Raw genomic sequence first — 16485 nt, forward strand, 5'->3', positions numbered from 1 at the left:
TTTCTATATTATCGTTTTGTAAAAGTTTCATCATGATTTAGAATCGTATTTGCAACTATTGTTAGCGCTGCTGTCTTCTTTATATTTAGCGTTTTGTCAATATCTTTATTACCAACGGATAATAGTTCTAAAGCAACTTTCGGATTTTCATCGAAACGATTTAATTGTTTTTTAAACAACTCAATTAAAATATTTTTTTCTTTAGCTTTAGGATACCTTGATACTGCTAAACGAAATGCATGAGATATTTGTTCGTCTACAGTTTTTCCACCTTCCTTTTGCATTCGTTCTGCTAATATTTTAGAAGCTTCAACGAATTGCGTGTCGTTCATTAATACCAATGCTTGTAACGGAGTGTTTGTGTTTTCTCGTTTAATAGTGCAAATATCTCTAGAGGGAGCATCGAAGGCAAGCATGGCCGGATGAGGAGAGTTGCGTCTTATGAAAGTATATAGGCCTCTACGATATAAGCTATCCCCTTGTGATTCTTTGTATCTTAATAGTTTATGTGAAAAATTACTTTTTTCTATCCAAAGATTTTTAGGCTGATATGGAAGTACACTTTTACCACCTACGGTTCGCACCAAAAGACCACTAGCAGCAAGGGCATTATCTCGAATCATTTCTGCTGGTAATCGATAGGTGCTACTTCGTGCTAAGTATTCGTTTAATGGATCTTTTTCACGCATTTCTTTTGAGGCGATTGATGATTGTCTGTAAGTATGCGACATCACCATTGTTTTTAATAATGCCTTTAAATTCCAATCAGAATTAACAAAATAATTTGCAAGCCAGTCTAATAATTTTGGATTAGTGGGTAATGCTCCTTGAACACCAAAATCCTCTGGTGTACTTACCAATCCTTCTCCAAATAACATTTGCCAATATCTATTAACCGTGACGCGTGCAGTAAGCGGATTTTCTTTGGCGAAAATCCATTTCGCTAAACCAAGGCGGTTTTTAGGGTAATCTTTAGGAAAGCCTGATAAAACTTCTGGTACTGCAGCATTTACTTTATAAGTTGGTTGTTCGTAATCACCTCTGTCATAGACATAAGTCGGCCTTTTATTTTGCATGTCTTCCATTACCATTATCTCAGGAATTGGGTTCATAAGGGCCAACCAATCATCTCTTAAGGATTTTAATTCTTTTTTTAATTTTTTAATATTCTCTGATTGATCTAACCAATATTCTGTTGCTGGCTTTTCTTCAAATAAATCTTCTGAATTGTCTTTTCTATACATATAGGCAATCTCAATAGGTGAGATTGCTCTGGAGTAGATTCTTATATTATCTATTTTGCCTTGGAAAATACCGTTTTCTCCCGTAGAAAAACTGTAATTTCTGGCAACTTTTACAGAACGTGTGTATAAAGTGTGTTCTTTATCTTTAATTGTCTTTATACTTTTATACAATCTATCGAAAGGTATGTCCACTTCTTGCTCCATACCATCAATAAATAATTTTAAACCTTTTGCTTTACCAGATCCATCATATGTAAAAGCAACATGTTTCCAAACATGTTGCTTTATAGAATCTTTAGTTCGAACATGAATATAATCGTGTGATAACGAACTGACTAGTCTAGCGTTGAGTCTATTAAGGCTATCTAAGTGAAAATCCCACCCACGCCACATGCTATTTTTGCCCCCTACAGTACCAATTAACGTCTGTGTTTTGCCAGCTTTACGTTTTGTAGTATTCATCCATAAACTACCAGAAAATTCATTCGTCCATTCAAAATTTGGAGTATTATCAATATAAACTTCGTCATATTCACCAGTAAATTTAAACGCATTTCCTTTCTTGCCAGAAGTTATAATAGGCTTCTTTTTAATGGTCACTTTATTGTTGTTGTCAACACTGTATCTTCCTTCTTTATTTATTTTTTTGGAAATACCATCCATTGCATAATGACCTATCAAATCTTTTTCTTCAAAGTTGATAGGTAACTTTTTAATATAAGTTTCCAAATCGCTAAGTTCCTTTTTAGTAAGTAATAATTCTTGTTCTTTAGTATATATAGCGTTTTGTAGAATAGAAAGTTGCTTTTTAGTTTCCTTGTTGCTAAGTGGAAGCATAGGACCTGCATTAACATCGTTACCAGAAACACCAATTTCTTTCATGTTATTAAAGAAAGCTGTCAATTGAAAATATTCCTTTTGCGAAATTGGATCAAATTTATGATCGTGACATCTAGCACATGCAACAGTAAGGCCCATAAATGCAGTTCCTACTGTTTCAGCTCTGTCCCAAACATAATTTAGTCGATTTTCTTCATCAATTGCTCCACCTTCACTTGTAATAGGATGATTACGATTAAAGGCTGTGGCTAATATTTGTTCTTGATTGGCATTGGGAAGAAGATCACCACCCAATTGCCAAATTACAAATTGGTTGTAAGGCATATTATTTTTAAAAGCATCAATTACCCAATTACGCCATGGCCACATCATACGTAGGCCATCCGCATGTTTTCCATGTGAATCTGCATAACGTGATAAATCCATCCATTCTAAAGTCATCCGTTCTGCATGGGCATCAGTTTGTAAAAGTCGGTCTACTACTTTTTCATAAGCTTTGGGGCTGTCATTATTTAGGAAATTGTCAAGCTCTTCAATAGTTGGGGGTAGGCCTGTTAGATCTAAGGTCACCCGTCTTAATAATTGTGTCTTATCTGCTTCAGGAGACGGTTTATATTTTTTTTGTTTTAGATTTTGTTGTACAAATAGGTCAATTTCGTTGTGCGTGGGCCAATTATTATCTATGCTTTTGCTTGGTATTTTTACATTAGAAGGTTTTGTAAATGCCCAATGCTCTTTCCATACCGCTCCTTGTTCTATCCATTTAATTATTTTGGCCTTTTCAATGGCACTAAGAGATAGGTGAGAATCTTTTGGTGGCATTTGAATTTCTGCATCTGTACTTAATATACGTTTTACCGATTCACTTTTTTTCGGGTTTCCGGTTACAAAAGAATAATTGCCACTTTCAAGTTTTTTGAAAGCATCTTGTTCTATATCTAGCCTCAAACCTGCTTGTCTAGTGTTATCATCTGGCCCATGGCAGTTGTAGCAGCGATCAGATAATATGGGTTTAATATCAAAATTGAAATCTATAGTTTCCGGAAGTTCTTGATATGCCATTCCTACTTCCATAGGCATTTCTAATGAACAAGCAGTTAGGAGTATCGTAAAAAAACAAACTATTAAATATTGAATCCTCATTATTTTCTTAGTGGAGTATATAAAAATACATTATTTTAAAGGATATACTAATGGATGAAGTTGAATAGACTAAAATTATTTCTATTGTCTAGTAATTGATCAGATTTATTCTTTTTATAGCTGGTTAAATGGTTACGCTGTTAATCATATCTTTTATTTACTTTTACACATCCCAGATATATGACACTAAATATGGGTTATTAGCTCAGTTGGTTTAGAGCGCTGCCTTGACAGGGCAGAGGTCACTGGTTCGAATCCAGTATGACCCACATAGTTTTCCATGATACTGTTTCCTGGACGTTTCGGGGCAGATTGATCCACAAAGTTTTTTTTGTTACTGGTTTCCGCGATACTTCGGAACACTATAAATCAAATAAATTTATATGTTGCTATACCTTAGGTTTTTAAAGGTGATATAGTTGGTGTCTTGTATGGCTCTTAGAAGCACTTTTCTATTTCCAATATGGAGTTTTTTTTATTTTTTTAAAAAAAAGTGACCAATTATGTGACTTCTTTAAAATGTCTGTGTCTTATTAAATAGAACGCATAAGAAAATAGAATACAATGAGTGCTTTTTCACAAATAGATTTATTTACCATGATAGGTTTACTTACTTTTTTAATAGCAATGTGTATGATTTTACCATCTTACTTTATTGTGAATTACAAAGAAAGAATGAAAAAGAAATCAACTTATTTAACAGCAATCGTATCTAAAAAAAAATCTATAAGAAATTAAAAAAATTGTTGGCCTAACTATCTAAACACTAGCCAGGGCCGAACAATATACAGTGAAAACGACATAAACTAATACTAGCACAAGAATTTAGTAATGTAGTGTTCATAGCAATCTGAATTGATGTTCCCCCTAATTCTGATTACAAAGTTCCCTCATTAGTTTTGAGTTTTGGTTGTAATAAAGAGCCTCATTTAATGAGGCTCTTTCAATTTATACCGTTTAATCTTACCTTAGTCTTAATATAAGTGACCTTTTTAGGAAAAAGGTGTCCAATAATGTAGAAGAAGTAACTAAATTAAAATTTGGAAACACCAATTGTCACAGGTAAACTTACCGATGAAGAGCTTGTACGTAATATTGTAAAGGATAATAACACCTTATTGTTTGGTGAACTTTATGATAGATACGCTACAAGAATTTATAACAAATGTTATGGCTTTTCTAAATCACAGAAAGAAGCCGAAGACCTTACGCAAGATGTTTTTTTACAATTGTTTATAAAGTTAGCAAGCTTTAATGGTAAATCGAAATTTTCTAGTTGGGTCTATTCGTTTACGTATAATTTTTGTGTTAACTACGTTAATAGAAATAGGGAACGAAAAATAAGGGATGCATCAGATTCAATTACAGAAAATGATGTAGGAGTTGATGATTCTACGGATGATAGTGGTCTGTATAATATGCAGGCAGAGAAATTGAAACGTGCTTTAGAATTAATTGACCCTGAAGACAAGAAACTACTCTTATTAAAATATCAGGATGATATACCTATAAAAGAACTTACGCAACTCCTAGAAATAGGTGAGAGTGCCGTAAAGATGAGACTTAAACGAGCTAAAGCTCGAATTTTAGAAATATATAAAACATTGGATTAATGGAAGAACAGAAAAACAATCCGTTTGAGGAATTGGAACGTTCAGTACATGAAGTTCCACCGAATATGAAGAGTAAGGTAATGAGTGATATTGCAAATGCAAAATTGGTTATGGATATGGCCGCTCTGTACACATGTAATATTAAATCAGCTATAAATGACTCTGTCAAACCAAATAAATAAAACACTAAAAATTAACAAAATGGAACAAATGAACGATTGGACAAAAATGGCAACTGACTCCCTAATGGGTATTTTAAGAGATATTGCTGCGGCATTACCCAATATTTTTGGAGCAATTGTGGTTTTAGTTTTTGGTTGGCTATTTATAAAAATAACTCGCTTTATTCTTAAGAGAGTATTTAGAATAGCAAAACTTGATACTGTATCGGAAAAAATAAATGATGCTAAACTTTTTGGGGACGGGAAATTCCAAGTTGATATCAGCAAGATTTTACTAGCCTTTGTAAAATGGATACTAACCATGGTATTTATCATAGTAGCTGCCGATATAATGAAGCTAACTGTGATTTCTCAAGAAATAGCTAATCTACTGCGCTATTTACCAATATTGCTAAGCGCTATGGTGATTTTTATGGTAGGTTTATTTGCTGCCAAATTAATTAAAAAGGCATTGTTAGGTGTTTTTGAATCTATGGGATTTAGTGGTGGTAAACTAGTAAGCTCTATTGTATTTTACATCATTGCAATATTTGTAACCATTACGTCTTTGAATCAGGCTGGTATTGACACCTCATTAATTACTAATAATTTTTCGTTAATTATTGGGGCATTTTTACTTGCATTTGCACTCGGTTTTGGTTTGGGGTCTAAAGATGTTGTAACCAATCTTCTAAAAACGTTCTATGCTAGAAAGACTTATGTAGCAGGTGATAAAATTAAAACTAAAGATATAGAAGGAACTATTGAGAAAATCGATGCGATTTTTATTACTATTAAAACCGAAAAAGGAAAAGTAGTTGTACCGGTTAGTGATGTGGTTGATACTAAGGTTGAGGTTAGTTAAAAACTTTATAGGAAATCTAAAACTCTTTCTAAAGCCATACCCCTAGAACCTTTGATCAGTATGCTATTCTTTGAAAAATTAGCTTGATTTAAATACTCTTTTAGTGATTCGAAGTTTTTGAATTTTAGGTTGGTTGTGGTGGTATTTGTGAAATTTTCACCTACTAAAATTACTTTTTCAAATGGCATGGTCTCAGCGAGTTTTGCAATAGTTTGATGTTCTTGTTTTGCTGATTCACCAAGTTCAAACATATCTCCTAAAATAACAATTTTGTTAGGAGTATCCATTACTTTAAAATTGTTTAGTGCGGCTATCATACTGCTCGGATTAGCATTGTATGCATCCAAAATAATTTGATGCCCATTCTTAGTCAGTAACTGCGAACGGTTATTTTCAGGTGCATAAGCGGCTATCGCACTATTAATATCTGACGATGTTACATTAAAATACTTGCCTATAACCACAGCGGCACAACAATTAGTGAAATTATAGCTTCCGATTAATTGCGTTTTAACATTCTCATTTTCAAAACATAATTCAACAAAAGGATTTGCTTCAATTAATTTAATTTTGAAATACTCCTGTTGGTTTTGACTATAACCGTATTTTTTTACGTAACTAGTTAATTTTTGATTTTGAATAGGGTCATCCGCATTTAAGAAAATTGATTTTTTATTTGCTATTAAGTAGGTGTATAACTCACTTTTACCTTTAATAACTCCTTCTTCACCACCAAAACCTTCTAAATGCGCTTTGCCAAAATTTGTGATATAACCAAAATCTGGTAATGCCAAACTGCATAAAAATTCAATTTCTTTTTGATGATTTGCACCCATTTCTACAATGGCAATTTCCGTCTCTGGTTTTATAGATAATAAAGTAAGTGGAACTCCAATATGATTGTTTAAATTTCCAATAGTAGCAATGGTTTTGTATTTTTTAGAAAGAACAGAATTAATCAATTCTTTGGTCGTAGTTTTTCCGTTACTACCCGTTAAGGCAATTATTTTAGCCTTTGATTGTGTGCGATGAAAAGTTGCTAGCTCTTGTAGCGTTTTAAGGACATTATCGACTAGAATTATTTGATTATTTATAACAAATTCAGCTTCATCAACAATGGCCAAACTGGCGCCTTTTTTTAAGGCTTCTAAAGCATATTTATTACCATTAAAATTATCGCCTTTTAAAGCAAAAAAAATACAACCCTCTTTAATTTTACGTGTATCGGTTGAAACAGTATGATTTTCTATAAAAAGTTGATGTATTTGAGCTGTCGTCATTTGTAATAAAAATTGTAGAAATTAATCACTTGTGAAAATTCAAAGCTACGAGTTTTGAGTTAAAATTATTGTATAAAAAAAGCACCCATAATTGGGTGCTTTTCATTAACTCGCTCTTGTAACCTACTCAAAAGCGAAACCAGTCGAAACCCTAAAAACAAATGCGTATAGCATTATGAAATAACTCGCAAGGCAAAACCATGCGAATACCTTTAAATATTGTTTAATAAACAGAGACCCCAAATCTCTGAATGCTTCTAAATAAATCTCTTTAATTAATAGTAAGTTTTTCATCATAAGTATTAAAATTTGGGTTAGAAATTCCTTTTTTTAGTAGTGAAAAATATCATATTAATCACACTACAATATTAGAAAGAAAATTCTTACTTTTTATTTGAATTTTTCGATGAAATGAACAAAATTAACGATTAAATGCACGTGTGCTTGCAATTAGGCTATAAAATCAGCTTTTTGTCGTTTTATTTCCCTTATATACAATAAATGGTTAACCAATTGTTTGTAGGACGTTGAGCCCTGTTTTTAGTAGTTGATTTTTAAATAGTATGTGCGATAATTAGTATAGAAGTTTAAAAATAGTACAAACTATTTTTAAAATTTGTTTAGAATGCAGTGCTCTTATTCGTATAGGTTAGTGCATAGCGCAAACGTGGCTTTCTGTACTAGCAATATGTCTTCTAAGTAAGTTTACTTTCTACTTGATATTGGTAGGATTGTATTTGTTTAGGTTCTAATTGTTCTGAGGTAATTATTAATAATACAATGATTTTGGTATTATGCCCTAGTCTCGATGATTTTAAGCAAAAAAAACCCTGACGATAAATTCGTCAGGGTCAACTTTCTTTTTCAAGCAAATATTATCTTGCCTTCTTACCTCTAGGAGTTTTGTTCTTAGTTTTAGACTTAGAACCTACTCTCGACATTGCACATCTAAATCCGATGTAGTCCGTTGCCATATATTGTGGTAAGTAGCGTCTTTGTGCTGGATCTAACCAGTAAGCTCTATCTCTCCAAGAACCACCTTTAAATACTCTAACTTCATCATTGATTAAAGATGTTCTGTTGTTCGATTTGTCGTATTGTCGAACTAAACTACCTGCTGAGTCACGCTCTACTTTATGTCTTGGTGAGTCATACATTTTTCTGGCGTTCGGATCATCTTCGTCTTCTTCATCACTAAAGCGATCAAAGAAACGAGAAGAACCTGCATCACCATCACGGTAACCTCTGTTGTCACTAGAATCAAAATTTGTTCTTAAGTAAGTTTCTTGTTCATCTACAGGTACCATTTTAATTTCACCTGGTAAATTCACGGCTACAATTTTCCCATTTGGTAACGTATCATATACTATAGAATCTCTTAATACATTTACTTTACCATCTTCACCTATTGCAGATTTCATATAAATATTACCTCTATAGTAATTGAAATCACTTATTTCATCATCAACTATTGGTCGATATACATCAGAAACCCATTCGGCAACATTACCAGCCATATCATATAACCCTAAGTCGTTCGGTTTGTATGATTTAACTTGAGCAGTAATATCAGCACCATCGTCAGACCATCCTGCAATTCCGCCATAATCACCTTTACCTTGCTTAAAGTTAGCTAATTGATCACCTCTACCAACACGATTTCCGTTTCTAGTGTAATCGCCTTCCCAAGGATATTTTTTTCTACCTCTATAATTGTTGTATTCACGTGTACCTTGGTTTGCCTGAGCAGCATATTCCCATTCAGTTTCAGTAGGTAAACGATATTCTGGCATAATAACTCCACTACTACGCTTAGCATAAGTAGCTGTACTATCTTTCTTCTGCTTTCCTTGCAAAGAATCTATTTGACCATTATAAACAGATTCTGGTCTGTTTAAATATGCTTCTGTACTAAAAGTACCTTGAACTTCACCTGAAACAGCTTGGTATTTTGCATCTTTTGCTAGATAACCTTCTTTCTCAAGCATTGCTTCGTTAACACGGTCAGTTCTCCATTCAGCAAATTGTGTCGCCTGAACCCAGTTTACACCTACTACCGGATACTCTGCATAAGCCGGGTGACGTAAATAGTTGTTGGTCATAGTTTCATTAAAACCTAAACGGTTACGCCATACCAATGTATCAGGTAATGCACCTGTATAGATATTCGTGTATTTAGGATTTTCTGGTGGATAAACACTCTTTAAATAATCAAGATACTCCAAGTACATAACATTGGTTACCTCTGTTTCATCCATATAAAACGACTGTACGTGCTGCGATGTTGGTGTGTTATTCCAATCGTGCATAACATCATCTTGTACTTTACCTTTAGTAAACGTACCACCTTCTACAAATACAAGTCCTGGTGCAGTTTCTTGCTCCTTAAAATCTGTATTGAACTGAAAACCGCCTTCTTTGGCATTGATTTTCCATCCGGTTGCTCTTGATACGTTCTTTGAGGAGCCAGAAGACTTATTACAGCTGGTAACTGTAAAACCTCCCGCTATCACGGCACAAGAAAGTACAACTTTGATAAACTGTTTTTTCATAATTACGACTTGAGTTCAAACATTTGAACTACTATTAATGTGTAGTTCGAGAATTGTGTTTTGATTAATTTAAAGGGTCACTTTCGGCTAATTAAACGATGAATTGGACATAATATTTTATGGCGTTAAAAAATAATTGTGTAACTATTATTAGTGTAAAGCCTTACTAATCTAATTCGTCATAAATAATAACGATACAAAACACCATATAGTATGGTTGTTAAGTTTTCTTTTCAATACAGTATTATTAATGTTATTATTTTGTCTTAAAAAATAGAATTTCACTATTTACATAAAATAACTTCGTTTTAGCTAATGAGTTGAGTAATGAAAGGTTAAAATATTTTTATATGCACACAAGATATCAAAGAAATGCTCGTTTACATGTTAACAAGGGGTATCTATAATGCATAAATAGGTATGTTTTTTAATTATTAATTGTTGACCAATTAAATTTACCAATTATAAGATGAAGAAAATATCATTATTAATCATACTAGTTTTTGCTGTAAAATTATCTGCTCAAACTGAACAGCAGCGGGTAATTACCACAGCGGTACCTTTTTTAACAATTGCTGCTGATGCAAGAGCTGCAGGTATGGGAGATATGGGAGTTGCAACTTCTACTGATGCATTTTCACAACAATGGAACCCGGCGAAGTTTGCATTTGCAGAACGGCAAATGGGTATCGGTTTAAGTTATACGCCTTATTTAGAAAGTATTATTACAGATATTTCCTTATTAAATGCTAGTTTTTATAATAAGATAAATGACCGAAGTGCCTTTGCTGTAGGAATACGTTATTTTACACTAGGTGAAATTGAATTGCGACAATTTGCGAATGATCCTGGTTCAACAGTTAAGCCAAATGAATTGGCCTTTGATGGTACGTATTCTTTGAAATTGAGTCCAACTTTTTCTATGGCTGTCGGCGGTCGATATATTCGGTCGAACCTAAAATTACCACAAGATGCTACTGTAGATTCTCAAGCGGGAAGTAGTTTTGGTATCGATGTGGCGGGATATTATTATTCTCGAGAAAAGGCTTATAGTAGTTTTGATGGACGTTGGAGAGCTGGTTTTAATTTATCGAATTTAGGAGGAAAAATTCAATACGACGAAGGTGGGCAAGAGAATTTTCTGCCATCTAATATGAAATTAGGAGTTGGTTTTGATTTTATTTTGGATCAGGATAATGTGATAGGTTTAACCACGGAGTTTAATAAATTATTGGTACCAACACCAAAAGATTTTAATGAAGATGGTGTTATTGATGCATTAGACAATGATGAATACCAACTAATAGGAGCTTTTAGTGGTATATTTAAATCGTTTGGTGATGCACCAGATGGTTTTGGTGAAGAATTAAAAGAAATGACTTGGGCAATTGGAGCTGAATATGTTTATCAGGATGCTTTTATGGTACGTACTGGTTATTTTAATGAAAGTGAAGAAAAAGGTTCACGTAAGTTTTTTACTTTAGGAGCTGGCTTTCGCTTTAAAATGACACAAATAGATTTATCCTATTTATTTGCAACATCGCAAGTAAGAAATCCATTAGAAAATACATTGCGTTTTTCGCTTACCTTTAATTTAGGGCAAGAGTATTTTAACGATTAGATTTAAAAAAATATATAATTGAACCCTGATGGTAGACCGTCGGGGTTACTTATTTTTGAATACTAGCTTATTGATTTATGCAAAAACGAAAATTGGAATTTAACTATACTATGTTTAATGCTTTTGAGGAGCTCTCCTCTGAGCAACAGAAACTAATGCAAAGCGCTATTTCTGCCAGAGAAAATGCCTATGCTCCCTATTCCAAATTTCAAGTTGGGGCGGCTGTACTTCTGAATAACGATGAAATTGTAATTGGTAGTAATCAAGAAAATGCATCCTATCCTGCTGGTGTTTGTGCCGAACGTGTTGCAATGCTTTACGCTGGAGCGAAATATCCTGGTATTAAAATAAATGCAATTGCTATTACAGCTTCTTCAAATAATCATAAAGTTGATACTCCTGTAACTTCATGTGGTATTTGTAGACAATCTATGGCTGAATATGAACAAAAACAGAAAGCACCAATTGAGATTTTAATGATGGGTGAGATTGGACAAGTTATTCATTGTGATTCTGTACTTGATTTAATTCCGTTTGCTTTCGATAGTTCTTTTTTATAGAAGTCCTGGTGAATTATCTCACTAATTCATTTTTAAAGCCTGTTTTTTTCTAAAAATTAATATGTATTTTTGTCTCCCATCCAACTTGTATGGTATGGTAGACTAGCATTTATAAATTTGGAATAAATAGGTGTAAATGGATAAAATTACAAAGGAAACATACCTTAAATGGTATGAAGATATGTTGTTCTGGAGAAAGTTCGAGGACAAACTTGCAGCAGTATACATTCAACAAAAAGTTCGAGGGTTCTTGCATTTGTATAATGGACAAGAAGCTGTATTGGCTGGTTCACTTCATGCAATGGATTTAACAAAAGATCGAATGATTACTGCATATAGAAATCACGTACAACCAATTGGTATGGGCGTGGATCCTAAACGTGTGATGGCTGAGCTTTACGGTAAAGTAACAGGTACATCACAAGGTATGGGAGGTTCTATGCATATATTCTCTAAAGAACACCGGTTCCATGGAGGACATGGAATAGTAGGTGGACAAATTCCTTTGGGTGCTGGTATGGCTTTCGGTGATAAATATTTCAAACGTGATAATGTTACACTTTGTTATATGGGTGATGGAGCTGTAAGACAAGGGTCTTTACATGAAACTTTTAACTTGGCTATGCTGTGGCAATTACCAGTTGTTTTTATATGTGAAAATAATGGTTATGCTATGGGTACTTCAGTAGCAAGAACATCACATTCAACAGAAATATGGAAGTTAGGATTAGGGTATGAAATGCCTTGTGGTCCTGTAGATGGTATGGATCCAGTAGCTGTAGCTCAAGAAGTTAGTAAGGCTGTTGAAAGAGCTCGTAGCGGCGGTGGACCAACTTTCTTAGAAATGAAGACTTATCGTTACCGTGGTCATTCTATGTCTGATGCTCAGCATTATAGAACTAAAGATGAAGTTGAAGAGTATAAAAAAATAGATCCAATTTCACAGGTGTTAGAAGTAATCAATACAGAAGGTTACGCTACCGAAGAAGAAATTAAAGGAATAGATAAGCGTGTGAAAGATTTGGTTAAAGAATGTGAAAAATTCGCAGAAGAATCTGAATATCCACCTATAAATCAATTGTACGATATGGTTTATGAGCAAGATGATTTTCCATTTGTACAACATAAATAAAATAGAATGGCAGTAGTAATAAATATGCCCCGGCTTAGCGATACCATGGAAGAAGGTACGGTTGCCAAATGGTTGAAAAAAGTAGGTGATAAAATTGAAGAAGGTGATATTCTTGCCGAAATAGAAACTGATAAAGCTACCATGGAGTTTGAGTCTTTTAATGAAGGAACACTCTTGCATATTGGTATTGAAGAAGGTGATGGTGCTCCTGTAGATACTCTTTTAGCAATTATTGGTGATGAAGGTGAAGATATTTCTGGCCTTTTAAATGGTTCAGCAGAAAGTGAAGCAACGGAAGAAGCTGAAGCTCCTAAAGCTGAAGAACCTACACCTGCGGCTACATCAAGCGAAGTTACTGAAATACCTGAAGGTGTTGAAATTATAAAGATGCCTCGTTTGAGTGATACTATGGAAGAAGGTACTGTTGCTTCCTGGTTGAAAAAAGTTGGTGATGAAGTTGAGGAAGGCGATATTCTTGCTGAAATTGAAACTGATAAAGCTACTATGGAATTTGAATCATTCTATAATGGTACGCTTTTACATATAGGCATACAAGAAGGCGAATCTGCACCTGTTGATGATGTTCTAGCGGTTATTGGACCAAAAGGTACTGATGTTGAAGCAGTTTTAAGTTCTGGAGGTGCTCCTGCACAAAGTGATTCTTCTGAAACAAAAACTGAAACTGCAACCGAAGAGACTTCAAGTTCAACTGAAGCACAAGCGGTTGCAACTAATGACGGAAAGCGAATTTTTGCTTCACCATTGGCGAAAAAGATTGCTGCTGATAAGGGAATTGATTTAAGTACTGTTAGTGGTAGTGGCGACAATGGCCGTATTGTTAAAAAAGATGTTGAAAATTATAAACCTTCACAAAAAAGTACTGCTCCTGCTGCAGCATCTGCAGATGTTTCAGCTTCTAGTGCTGTAGCTGCAACTCCTGTGAACTTACCTGTTGGTCAGGAAAGTACGGAAGAAGTGAAGAATTCGCAAATGCGTAAAACTATTGCGAAACGTTTAAGTGAATCTAAATTTACTGCTCCGCATTACTATTTAACTATCGAAGTTGATATGGATAATGCATGGGCTTCTCGTGTACAAATAAACGATTTGCCAGATATTAAAGTGTCATTTAATGATATGGTGGTAAAAGCTTGTGCTATGGCTTTAAAAAAGCACCCGCAAGTAAATACAACTTGGAATGGTGATACAACAAAATACAATCACCATGTAAATGTAGGTGTGGCCGTAGCTGTTGATGATGGCTTGGTTGTTCCTGTACTTAAGTTTACCGATCAAATGACACTTACGCAAATAGGTGCGGCAGTTAAGGATTTGGCTGGAAGAGCACGAGTTAAAAAATTAACTCCTGCTGAAATGGATGGAAGTACTTTTACAGTTTCGAATTTAGGAATGTTTGGTATTGTTGAATTTACTTCTATTATCAACCAACCTAATTCTGCTATATTATCTGTTGGTGCTATTGTTGAAAAACCTGTAGTTCGTAAAGGTGAAATAGTTGTTGGTAAAACAATGAAAGTTACATTGGCATGTGATCACAGAACTGTTGATGGAGCAACTGGATCACAATTCTTGTTGACGTTAAAAGCGTTCTTGGAAAATCCAGTTACTATGTTGGCGTAATCAATATGCCAATACATTTTTAATTTAGTAGAGCAATACCATGATGAAAAGATTATTCGTAGTATGCATTGCGATAATTATTTCAGCATGTGGTGCCACCAAATTAAAGCAAACAGATTCTACTACTATTCAATCATCTTCAGATGCATTGGAATTAAGTGTTACTGAAAACGATGCTAAAAAGTTAATCGATAAAAGTGCACAATCTCAAAATACATTAATAACTAATCTTTCAACATTCTCTAATCCAGAGAATGTTGAAAAGATTATTTCTTTTTTAGCATCCGATGATTTAAAAGGTCGTGAAGCTGGCACGGAAGGTATTGCTAAAGCAGCCAATCTTATTGAATATACCTTTAAGGAAAATGGGATAGCTCCTTATTTTGATAGTTATCGCGATACTATTTCAAATTTTGTTGGAACAGCATATAATGTTGTTGGTTATTTGGAAGGAAATGACGCCAAATTAAAGAAGGAATTTGTTGTCATTGGTGCACACTATGATCATATAGGTACTGCTACTCTCGTTGGTACAGATTCCATTGCTAATGGAGCCAACGATAATGCTTCGGGGACAGCTACGGTTTTAGAACTTGCGCGTTATTTTGGTGCCAATAAACAGAATAAAAGAAGTATAATCTTTGCACTTTTTACTGCTGAGGAAAAGGGGTTATTAGGGTCTAAACATTTGGCTGAAAAACTGAAAGCTGAAAATATTGATTTGTATACTATGCTTAATTTTGAAATGGTTGGTGTGCCACTGCAAAATAAAGATTACTTTATGTTTTTAACGGGTTTTCACGAGTCTAATATGGCAGAAATAGCGAATACATATGCCAAAGAAAAATTGGTAGGTTATTTGCCTTCTGCAGCTCAAATGAATTTGTTTAAGCGTTCTGATAATTACCCATTTCATTTAGCGTTTAATGTACCTTCACATACTTTTTGCACTTTTGATTTTACAAATTTTGAGCATTATCATAAAGTTGGAGATGAAACGGAAATCATAAATTTTATTCATATGGCGGAAGTTGTTAATCGCTCCATTACTGCGGTAGCAGGAATTGTAAATGCGCCAATTAAAGAAATTAATTACAACTAATGGCGAACATTATAATTACTGGAACGAGCAGAGGTATTGGCTTTGAGTTGGCTCGTCTTTTTGCAGACGATGGTCATCAAGTATTAGCTTTGTCTAGAAACGTAACTGCTATAGAAAGTTTAAAGCACAAGAACATAAATTCTTTCCCTTTTGATTTATCGAATACAGCGGATTTAAAAAAATTGGAAGACTTTCTTAATTCTGAATGGTCTGTAATAGATGTACTAATTAATAATGCAGGGCGATTACTAAACAAGCCATTTTTAGAATTAACTTCACAAGAATTTGAAGATGTCTACAAAGTAAATGTTTATGGTGTTGCCGATGTAACAAGATTGGCTATTCCTAAAATGTCTAAAGAAGGACATGTAGTGACTATTAGTTCAATGGGTGGAGTACAGGGTAGTATGAAATTCCCTGGACTATCGGCGTATAGCTCTAGTAAGGCTGCAGTAATTACCTTGACTGAATTATGGGCGGAAGAATTTAAAGAAACTGGACCATCTTTTAATGTGTTAGCCTTAGGGGCTGTTCAGACCGAAATGCTAGAAGAAGCTTTTCCAGGTTATCAAGCGCCAACTACTGCTCTGGAAATGGCAACTTATATTAAAGATTTTGCATTAACTGGTAACAAGCTCTACAATGGTAAATTACTGCAAGTAAGTAACAGCACTCCATAGATTACCAAAAATTGATGGTTTCAAGGGAACATAACCAAAATATAATTTTGG

At 34.1% G+C, this 16485-nt stretch carries 13 protein-coding genes and 1 tRNA gene; 10 read left to right on the top strand and 4 right to left on the bottom strand.

The features are described 5' to 3' along the window. Nucleotides 1-8: 8 nt before the first annotated feature. Nucleotides 9-3227: a DUF1553 domain-containing protein gene (locus ABJF52_RS04970; RefSeq protein WP_348147158.1), complete on the bottom strand. Its 3219-nt coding sequence runs from the start codon at nucleotides 3225-3227 to the stop codon at nucleotides 9-11. A gap of 194 nt (nucleotides 3228-3421) precedes the next feature. Between ABJF52_RS04970 and ABJF52_RS04975 the strand changes: the two genes are divergently transcribed. The 4 genes from ABJF52_RS04975 to ABJF52_RS04990 all read left to right on the top strand — a co-directional run bounded on the left by ABJF52_RS04975 (nucleotide 3422) and on the right by ABJF52_RS04990 (nucleotide 5866). Beyond that, nucleotides 3422-3496: transfer RNA gene (locus ABJF52_RS04975), tRNA-Val, on the top strand. A gap of 771 nt (nucleotides 3497-4267) precedes the next feature. After that, nucleotides 4268-4840: a sigma-70 family RNA polymerase sigma factor gene (locus tag ABJF52_RS04980; RefSeq protein ID WP_348147161.1), complete on the top strand. Its 573-nt coding sequence runs from the start codon at nucleotides 4268-4270 to the stop codon at nucleotides 4838-4840. After that, entirely contained in the window at nucleotides 4840-5022 is a 183-nt protein-coding gene (locus ABJF52_RS04985) for a hypothetical protein (RefSeq protein ID WP_348147164.1), read from the top strand. The genes ABJF52_RS04980 and ABJF52_RS04985 overlap by 1 nt, the downstream gene beginning before the upstream one ends. A gap of 19 nt (nucleotides 5023-5041) precedes the next feature. After that, the gene (locus tag ABJF52_RS04990; protein WP_348147166.1) at nucleotides 5042-5866 is read left to right on the top strand and encodes a mechanosensitive ion channel domain-containing protein; all 825 of its coding nucleotides are present in this window, start codon (nucleotides 5042-5044) and stop codon (nucleotides 5864-5866) included. A 5-nt stretch (nucleotides 5867-5871) separates the two neighbouring features. Here ABJF52_RS04990 and murF read toward each other — a convergent pair whose 3' ends face one another. The 3 genes from murF to gldJ all read right to left on the bottom strand — a co-directional run bounded on the left by murF (nucleotide 5872) and on the right by gldJ (nucleotide 9698). Continuing rightward, entirely contained in the window at nucleotides 5872-7146 is a 1275-nt protein-coding gene (murF, locus tag ABJF52_RS04995) for a UDP-N-acetylmuramoyl-tripeptide--D-alanyl-D-alanine ligase (protein ID WP_348147169.1), read from the bottom strand. A gap of 123 nt (nucleotides 7147-7269) precedes the next feature. Then, nucleotides 7270-7443 (bottom strand): DUF6747 family protein, encoded by a 174-nt coding sequence (locus ABJF52_RS05000; RefSeq protein WP_348147171.1) that lies wholly within the window; start codon nucleotides 7441-7443, stop codon nucleotides 7270-7272. Nucleotides 7444-8021: 578 nt separating this feature from the next. Continuing rightward, nucleotides 8022-9698, bottom strand: a complete 1677-nt coding sequence (gene gldJ, locus ABJF52_RS05005; protein WP_348147173.1) for a gliding motility lipoprotein GldJ — start codon at nucleotides 9696-9698, stop codon at nucleotides 8022-8024. Between the two features lie 469 nt (nucleotides 9699-10167). Here gldJ and porV point away from each other — a divergent pair, with 469 nt between their 5' ends. The 6 genes from porV to ABJF52_RS05035 all read left to right on the top strand — a co-directional run bounded on the left by porV (nucleotide 10168) and on the right by ABJF52_RS05035 (nucleotide 16434). Beyond that, nucleotides 10168-11319: a type IX secretion system outer membrane channel protein PorV gene (gene porV, locus ABJF52_RS05010; protein WP_348147176.1), complete on the top strand. Its 1152-nt coding sequence runs from the start codon at nucleotides 10168-10170 to the stop codon at nucleotides 11317-11319. Nucleotides 11320-11396: 77 nt separating this feature from the next. Beyond that, complete coding sequence (gene cdd, locus ABJF52_RS05015; protein ID WP_348147179.1) at nucleotides 11397-11879, top strand: cytidine deaminase; 483 nt, start codon at nucleotides 11397-11399, stop codon at nucleotides 11877-11879. Between the two features lie 136 nt (nucleotides 11880-12015). After that, nucleotides 12016-13011: a pyruvate dehydrogenase (acetyl-transferring) E1 component subunit alpha gene (gene pdhA / locus ABJF52_RS05020; RefSeq protein ID WP_348147182.1), complete on the top strand. Its 996-nt coding sequence runs from the start codon at nucleotides 12016-12018 to the stop codon at nucleotides 13009-13011. Between the two features lie 6 nt (nucleotides 13012-13017). Beyond that, complete coding sequence (locus tag ABJF52_RS05025) at nucleotides 13018-14652, top strand: 2-oxo acid dehydrogenase subunit E2 (protein ID WP_348147184.1); 1635 nt, start codon at nucleotides 13018-13020, stop codon at nucleotides 14650-14652. Between the two features lie 43 nt (nucleotides 14653-14695). Continuing rightward, nucleotides 14696-15754: a M20/M25/M40 family metallo-hydrolase gene (locus tag ABJF52_RS05030; protein WP_348147187.1), complete on the top strand. Its 1059-nt coding sequence runs from the start codon at nucleotides 14696-14698 to the stop codon at nucleotides 15752-15754. After that, entirely contained in the window at nucleotides 15754-16434 is a 681-nt protein-coding gene (locus ABJF52_RS05035; protein WP_348147190.1) for an SDR family oxidoreductase, read from the top strand. The genes ABJF52_RS05030 and ABJF52_RS05035 overlap by 1 nt, the downstream gene beginning before the upstream one ends. The last annotated feature ends 51 nt before the right edge of the window (nucleotides 16435-16485 follow it).

This window comes from Aurantibacter sp. (assembly GCF_039941195.1).
Taxonomy (GTDB): domain Bacteria; phylum Bacteroidota; class Bacteroidia; order Flavobacteriales; family Flavobacteriaceae; genus Aurantibacter_A.